8 protein-coding genes are annotated in these 6,230 nt (G+C 21.8%); 5 read left to right on the forward strand and 3 right to left on the reverse strand.

Annotated features, from left to right (window positions below; translation table 25 throughout):
- The coding region (locus VAMP_RS04565; RefSeq protein ID WP_213349775.1) for a hypothetical protein at positions 1–430 on the forward strand (430 nt) is incomplete at its 5' end.
- A gap of 48 nt (positions 431–478) precedes the next feature.
- Here the strand turns inward: VAMP_RS04565 and VAMP_RS04570 are convergent.
- Positions 479–628, reverse strand: coding sequence for a hypothetical protein (locus tag VAMP_RS04570; RefSeq protein WP_213349776.1), 150 nt, complete (start codon positions 626–628; stop codon positions 479–481).
- A gap of 267 nt (positions 629–895) precedes the next feature.
- Between VAMP_RS04570 and VAMP_RS04575 the strand changes: the two genes are divergently transcribed.
- Together VAMP_RS04575 and VAMP_RS04580 are read left to right on the forward strand one after the other, a co-directional pair.
- Positions 896–1,354 (forward strand): hypothetical protein, encoded by a 459-nt coding sequence (locus VAMP_RS04575; protein ID WP_213349777.1) that lies wholly within the window; start codon positions 896–898, stop codon positions 1,352–1,354.
- A 28-nt stretch (positions 1,355–1,382) separates the two neighbouring features.
- Positions 1,383–1,778, forward strand: a complete 396-nt coding sequence (locus VAMP_RS04580; RefSeq protein ID WP_213349778.1) for a hypothetical protein — start codon at positions 1,383–1,385, stop codon at positions 1,776–1,778.
- Here the strand turns inward: VAMP_RS04580 and VAMP_RS04585 are convergent.
- Positions 1,775–2,326, reverse strand: coding sequence for an O-methyltransferase (locus tag VAMP_RS04585; RefSeq protein ID WP_213349779.1), 552 nt, complete (start codon positions 2,324–2,326; stop codon positions 1,775–1,777). The genes VAMP_RS04580 and VAMP_RS04585 overlap by 4 nt on opposite strands.
- Positions 2,327–2,358: 32 nt before the next feature.
- Here VAMP_RS04585 and VAMP_RS04590 point away from each other — a divergent pair, with 32 nt between their 5' ends.
- Both VAMP_RS04590 and VAMP_RS04595 read left to right on the forward strand, forming a co-directional pair.
- Positions 2,359–4,224, forward strand: coding sequence for a ribonuclease J (locus VAMP_RS04590; RefSeq protein WP_213349780.1), 1,866 nt, complete (start codon positions 2,359–2,361; stop codon positions 4,222–4,224).
- Between the two features lie 418 nt (positions 4,225–4,642).
- A complete protein-coding gene (locus tag VAMP_RS04595) occupies positions 4,643–5,812 on the forward strand; it encodes a TsoY family (seleno)protein (protein WP_213349781.1) in 1,170 nt (389 codons plus the stop codon).
- A gap of 157 nt (positions 5,813–5,969) precedes the next feature.
- Here the strand turns inward: VAMP_RS04595 and VAMP_RS04600 are convergent.
- The coding region (locus tag VAMP_RS04600; RefSeq protein ID WP_213349782.1) for a hypothetical protein at positions 5,970–6,230 on the reverse strand (261 nt) is incomplete at its 5' end.

The raw sequence follows: 6,230 nt of genomic DNA on the forward strand, positions 1-6,230 counted from the left end.
TAAAATACCAGTGATAGTAAAAGAAAATAATTGGGTTCCAGTTAATAATACAAATAGTGATTGATCTTCATTTATTGTATTATGAGATAATAGTGAGATTGTAAAAAAACAAGATGGAACAATCTTATCAGGTGATAGTTTGGATGATGTATTTGTTGAAGTGAATGAATATAATATGGAACAAGGTATTAGTCGAAAGACTTCATGTGTAAAGCTAATATCAGAAGAAGTTTGTAAAAATTTGGACCCAGATAATAATACAGTACTATTATATGATGATAACTGGAATAAACAGGGTACTTTAGAAGACTGTTATGAAGACGAGTTTACTTATGTTTTTGACACTGCATCTTTTAGTTTTCCTATCGATGACGACGATCCTATTTATGGAGATTATACACAATGACGGTTGGCTTGTATACGAAAATAGAAAAAGTTTCTATTGTGTTTCTTAAATTTTTGGGCGAGTAAAAAATATTTATTTTGTAGTAGTGAGTATTATTGTGTTTTCTTTTGAAATTATGATTTTATTTGTAAGTTTATATAATTTATCATACATATTTTCTACATAATTAAAAATTTCTTGTTCAAAATTTTTTAAATTTAACAATTCTTTTATATAATTCATTTTATTATATTTTATTAATTTTAAACTATTTAAACTTAATTTTAATACCTCCTTTATACATGTTTTTTTATAAATTTCCACTAATTCCACCTTTTTTATTTATTGTTTTTATTATTTCTTAATTAACTTTTCAAAGTTTTTTTATCTTTATTACTGCATAAGATTAGGTTTTTAATGTTATTATTACATTTTATATATTATTACTATTGAAAAAAAAATAATTATTTTTATAATACATATTGTTTATTTTTTATATAAAAATATATAATGATTAAATTTATATTCAAATTTATATTACTTATTCTCTTTCCTTTTTTTTCGTTTTTTTCATTTTCTTATGCTCAAGATGATTGATGATGAGATACATGATGATGAGATACATGAGATTGATGATGATGAGATACATGAGATTGATGAGGATGAGAATGTGATTGAATTGAATTAAATACTAATGTACCTTTTATTCGTAAATGTCTAGAAAAAGAAAATGCTGATACTGCTTTTCCTAAGCTTATGGGATGATTATCAAAAATTGTAATTACTTTTACATTAGTAATAGCTTTTTTGATGGTAGTAGCAGGTTGAGTTTTGATTACTATGAGTTGAGCAGATCAATCAAACTTTTCAAAATGAAAAGAATTAATAATTAAAGTTATAGTATGAATAGTACTTTTGGGATCTTCATGAGTTATATTATATATGATAAATCCAAATTTCTTTTCATAAAAAATTTATAATTTAATAAAAAATCTTAATGGAAATTAAAAAAATAGAAAATTGATATATTTTGACAAACAATATTTTTTATTCACATAATGAATGATTAGATTGATATATTAACCTTTATCAAAATATTGCTGAAGATTTTGTTTATGGTAAATCTGATATAGTTAAAATAAATTATCCTTGAGAATATGATATTTCTGATATATACATAAAATGTATACAATCAAATATAAAACTTAATTATTATGTAAAAAATGATCAAAATTCTTTTTGTATAATTCAATCTGAATCCGTTTTGGATAAAGATGAATTTCAAATTGCAGACTATATTTTAATATCAAATGAAATAGAATCTTCTATAAAATTAAAAATGGAAAAAAATGAAATAAAATCTAAACTAATATTATTGGAAAATATAGTTTAAATATAAATTATCATAACTCAATCATTTTTGTCTATTTGAAAAATCTTATAATTTAGTTGATTTTTTTTAATAAATTCATATAATGTAGTCATCTTATCATTAAATTTAATTACATCATCTAGTAAAATTATTGAATTTTTATTAACAATTTTTAATACTAATTTCAAATACTTGTAGTAATCTGCTTTTTTTGCATCTATAAATACAAAATCTATTTCTCTTATAACTTTTTTAAATGGAAATTTTAAAAAATCAAAGTTATATAGAACAATATTTTTTAGTTTTGATTTGTTTATATTGTCCAATGTCTGTTTATATGTATTTTTAGATATTTCAAATCAATATATATTTCAATTTCGATTTTGTATAATAGATGCTTGAAGTATGATACTATATCAAATTGATGTTCATATTTCCAAACAATTTTTGGGTTTATATGTGTTTAATAAGTTTACTATAAATTTTTCAGTATTATTACTAATGATCGGTATATTAAGTTTATTTGATAGATGTTTAATATTATTTAAACAAGTTTTTTGGTAATTCATAATTTTAAAATTTAATTAATAAAATAAATATAATGTGAGAAATTTCACCAAATAGTAATGTAAATATAAATTTGAAGAAAAATATAAATGTAGAAAAAAAGAATAATATAAAAGTATCTACAAAAGTCAAGAAAAAAGAGTTCCCAGTAAGAATTTGAAGTTTATTATGATTAGAACAAGTTGGTCAATGTATATTTATTGAGTATAAAGATGATATAATAATTGTAGATGCAGGTATGGAATTTGCAGCAGATGAAATTTTGTGAGCAGATTATTTAATTCCCGATATTACTTATTTGAAAAAGAATAAAAATAAAATTAAATGAGTAGTATTAACTCATTGACATCTTGATCATATATGAGCTTTGAGACATATATTACCAGAATTGGATTATCCTACTGTTTATACTACTCCATTGACTTTAGGAATAGTTAAGAAAACATTTAATAATGCAAGTGATGCAAATAAAGTAAAAAGTAAAATAGTAAATCCAGATAGTGATATAATCAAACTTTGATGTTTTAGTATAGAATTTGTTCCTGTAAATCATAATATTCCAGAAACTTTGGCATTAGCAATTCATACTCCAAAAGGTTTAATATTTAATTCTGCTGATTTCAAAATAGATTATACTCCAGCTATAGATAAACCAGCTGATTTATGAAAAATAGCTAGAATATGATTAGAATGAGTAAGATTATATATATGAGATTCTTTATGATCTGAAAGAAAATGATGGGCTATATCTGAAAAAGTTATTTGAGAAAATTTGGAAAATATAATAAAAAATGCTAGATCTAGAATAATACTTGCTACTTTTGCTTCAAATATCGGTAGGATAATACAAATAATTCAAAATGCTATAAAATATGATAAAGTTATTTTTCTAGAATGAAGATCTATGATAAATAATGTAGAAATTTGTCAAAAACTTTGATATCTTGATGTTCCGAGATGATGTATTCGTAAATTAAGTGCTGATGTTGATAATATGCCACCTGATAGGGTTGTTATTCTTTCTACTTGAGCACAATGAGAAGAATTTAGTGGTTTGGCTAGGATATCAAGATGAGATCATACAAGTTTTAAATTAAGAAGAGATGATACTGTTCTTATGTCTGCATCTACTATTCCTGGTAATGAACAGAGTGTATGAAAAATGCTTAATCATTTGGTAGTACAAGATATTAATTTAATTACAAATTCTGAACTTGATATTCATGCTTCTTGACATGGTTATCAAGAAGATCATAAACTTATGTTGAACTTGATAAAACCTGATTATTTTATGCCTTTTTATACAGATGCAAGACTTAGATATAATCATAAAAAAATTGCATTAGATATGGGTATGCAAGAAAAAAATATTTTGATGCCTGCATTAAACTGAAGTGTTATAGAAATGTATGATGATGAAATTCTTATTTCAAAAGAAAAAATAGAGCTTGATACTGTTATGGTTGATGGTAAAGGAATATGACATCTTTCTGGTGAATATGTTATGAAAGCAAGAAAAATTATGTCAGAAAATTGAATTTTTGCTTTAATATTCAAAATTGATTCTATCAATAAAGAATTAGTTGGGAATATTCAAATAGAATCTAGAGGATTTGTTTATTCTTCAGAAGTTAAAAAAATTCATACTAATGTAGTAGAATTCGCCAAAAAAAGATATTATGAACTTTTGAAAAGAAAAATGTCTACTAAAGAAATATTAAAAAGTATAAAAGATGATTTATGAACATATTTATTCAAAATATTGTGAAGAAGTCCTATGATTATGCCAATGTTTGTTTATATAAATAGAGATGTTTCTTGAAATTATGATGATGATATAGATGCAGAAGATTCTTTAGTATGAATGACTCTAGAAGAACAAGGTTGAGATTACAAATAATTAAATTTAAGTTTATTTAATAAATAAAAAATCTACTTCAAATAAATAAGTAGATTTTTTTTGTTATGTGTTAAACTCATCTTTGTAGAACAAAATTTATAAATCCTTGATTTAGACAAGGATTTGCTAGAAAATAAAAATAGATTTATGTACTACATAAATTTTGTAATTTTATTTTAAAATAATTTATTTTCTATTTCTTTTTGATTTTCTTCAAGATAATGAATATATTTATTTAAATAAATACATAAACAATAAAAAACTATAATTTCTATTTACTACTACAGAATAAAACATTTTTTATTTACAAAATATTTTAGATTGTCTAAGATTGTTTTATAAAAAATAGTTGAAAAAAATATAAGTTTATATATAAATTTTTTAAATTTAATTTTTTAATATATAAAATATTCCAAAAATGTTGAACAAATTTAAAACAGATTATTCTCCTTTATATTTTTTAGCTTCTTTATGAGCTTGAGGTTTATCAGTAAGTTTTTTTATGTATCTTATGTTTTTGACAAAACATGAAAATACTCCTATACCAACTTTTGATAGTATTATGAGTGTTTTGCAAAGTTCAAATTTATTTATGCTTTTAATGATTGTTTTAGTTTATTTATTAATAACTATATTTGCTATAATTCATATCAAACTTTTGATAACGAATATCAAGAATTATATTTATTTTAAACAAACTCAATCTTTTTCAAAATTAAAAAATTCAAATGATGAAGTTATACTTATGAGTATTCCTCTTACCTTGACTATGACTATGAATGTTTTATTTGTTGTTTCTACATTATCTATTCCTAATTTATGGTCTTTTATAGAATATATATTTCCTTTTGCTATATTTTGATTCTTAATTATATGATTCTATGCTTTAAAAATTTTTTGAGATTATTTTACAAGATTAATAGTAAATTGAGATTTTGATTTTACCAAAAATAATTCACTTTCTCAGATGATATCTATATTTGCTTTTTCTATGATTTGAGTTTGATTAGCTTGACCAGCTGGTATGTCAAATAATTTATTTACATCTTGATTTGCTATGTTTTTTTCTATACTTTTTATAGTTATTTCTATGTTATTAACTATAGTAAAACTTACTATTTGAATAGAATCTATATTTAAAAAATGATTAAATATTCAAGCTTCGCCTTCTTTATGGATTATGATTCCTATTCTTACTCTTTGGTGAATAACTTTTATTAGACAAGAACATTGAATATCTACAAATTTTAATTTTCATACTCCAGAAGTTGTTTTATTTTATATAAGTTCTGTAATTATATCATTACAAATTATATTTTGATTATTGTGATATAAAGTTATGAAAATTAATAAATATTTTAAAACATTTATTTCTTGATCTGAAAAATCTCCTGCTTCTTATGCACTTATATGTCCATGAGTTGCATTTGTTGTATTTGGTTTTTTCTTCTTACATAAAGGTTTAGTTTTGAATTGAATAATAGAGCAATTTAGTGTGATTTATTTTGTAATATTATTTTTATTGTTTATATTGCAAATTAAAACAATAATTGTTATGTTTAAATTAAATAAAAAAATGATAGGTTAAACCTTAAGTAGATTCTATATTATTTTTTTGATAAACTCCATTTATCGAAATCAAAAATATAATCTACTCATCAATCATTAAATTTTATAAAATGATTTCAATCCATTTTTGAATAATTCTTTTTCTCACATATACAAATAATTTATCATTGATAATATTAATGATTTCCCAAATCTTCTCAGATCATTTTTTTCCCGCCCGGGCGGGAAAAATCAACTACTCCTAATTTATATAAACTATTATTTGAAATAATAAATCTATTTTTCCAATTTATTTTATACAAAAAAAGATATTGTCTAATAATATCTCTAGTTTGGGATGACAAAGATTTCCAAGTAGTTTTATTTGAACTAATTCTATAATAATAATAAAATCAAAATTGTAATTTACGAAGTTTTTTAATCTTTTTTTTCAAATT

Source organism: Candidatus Vampirococcus lugosii (genome assembly GCF_018420025.1).
Classification (GTDB): Bacteria; Patescibacteriota; Gracilibacteria; order Absconditabacterales; family Absconditicoccaceae; genus Vampirococcus; species Vampirococcus lugosii.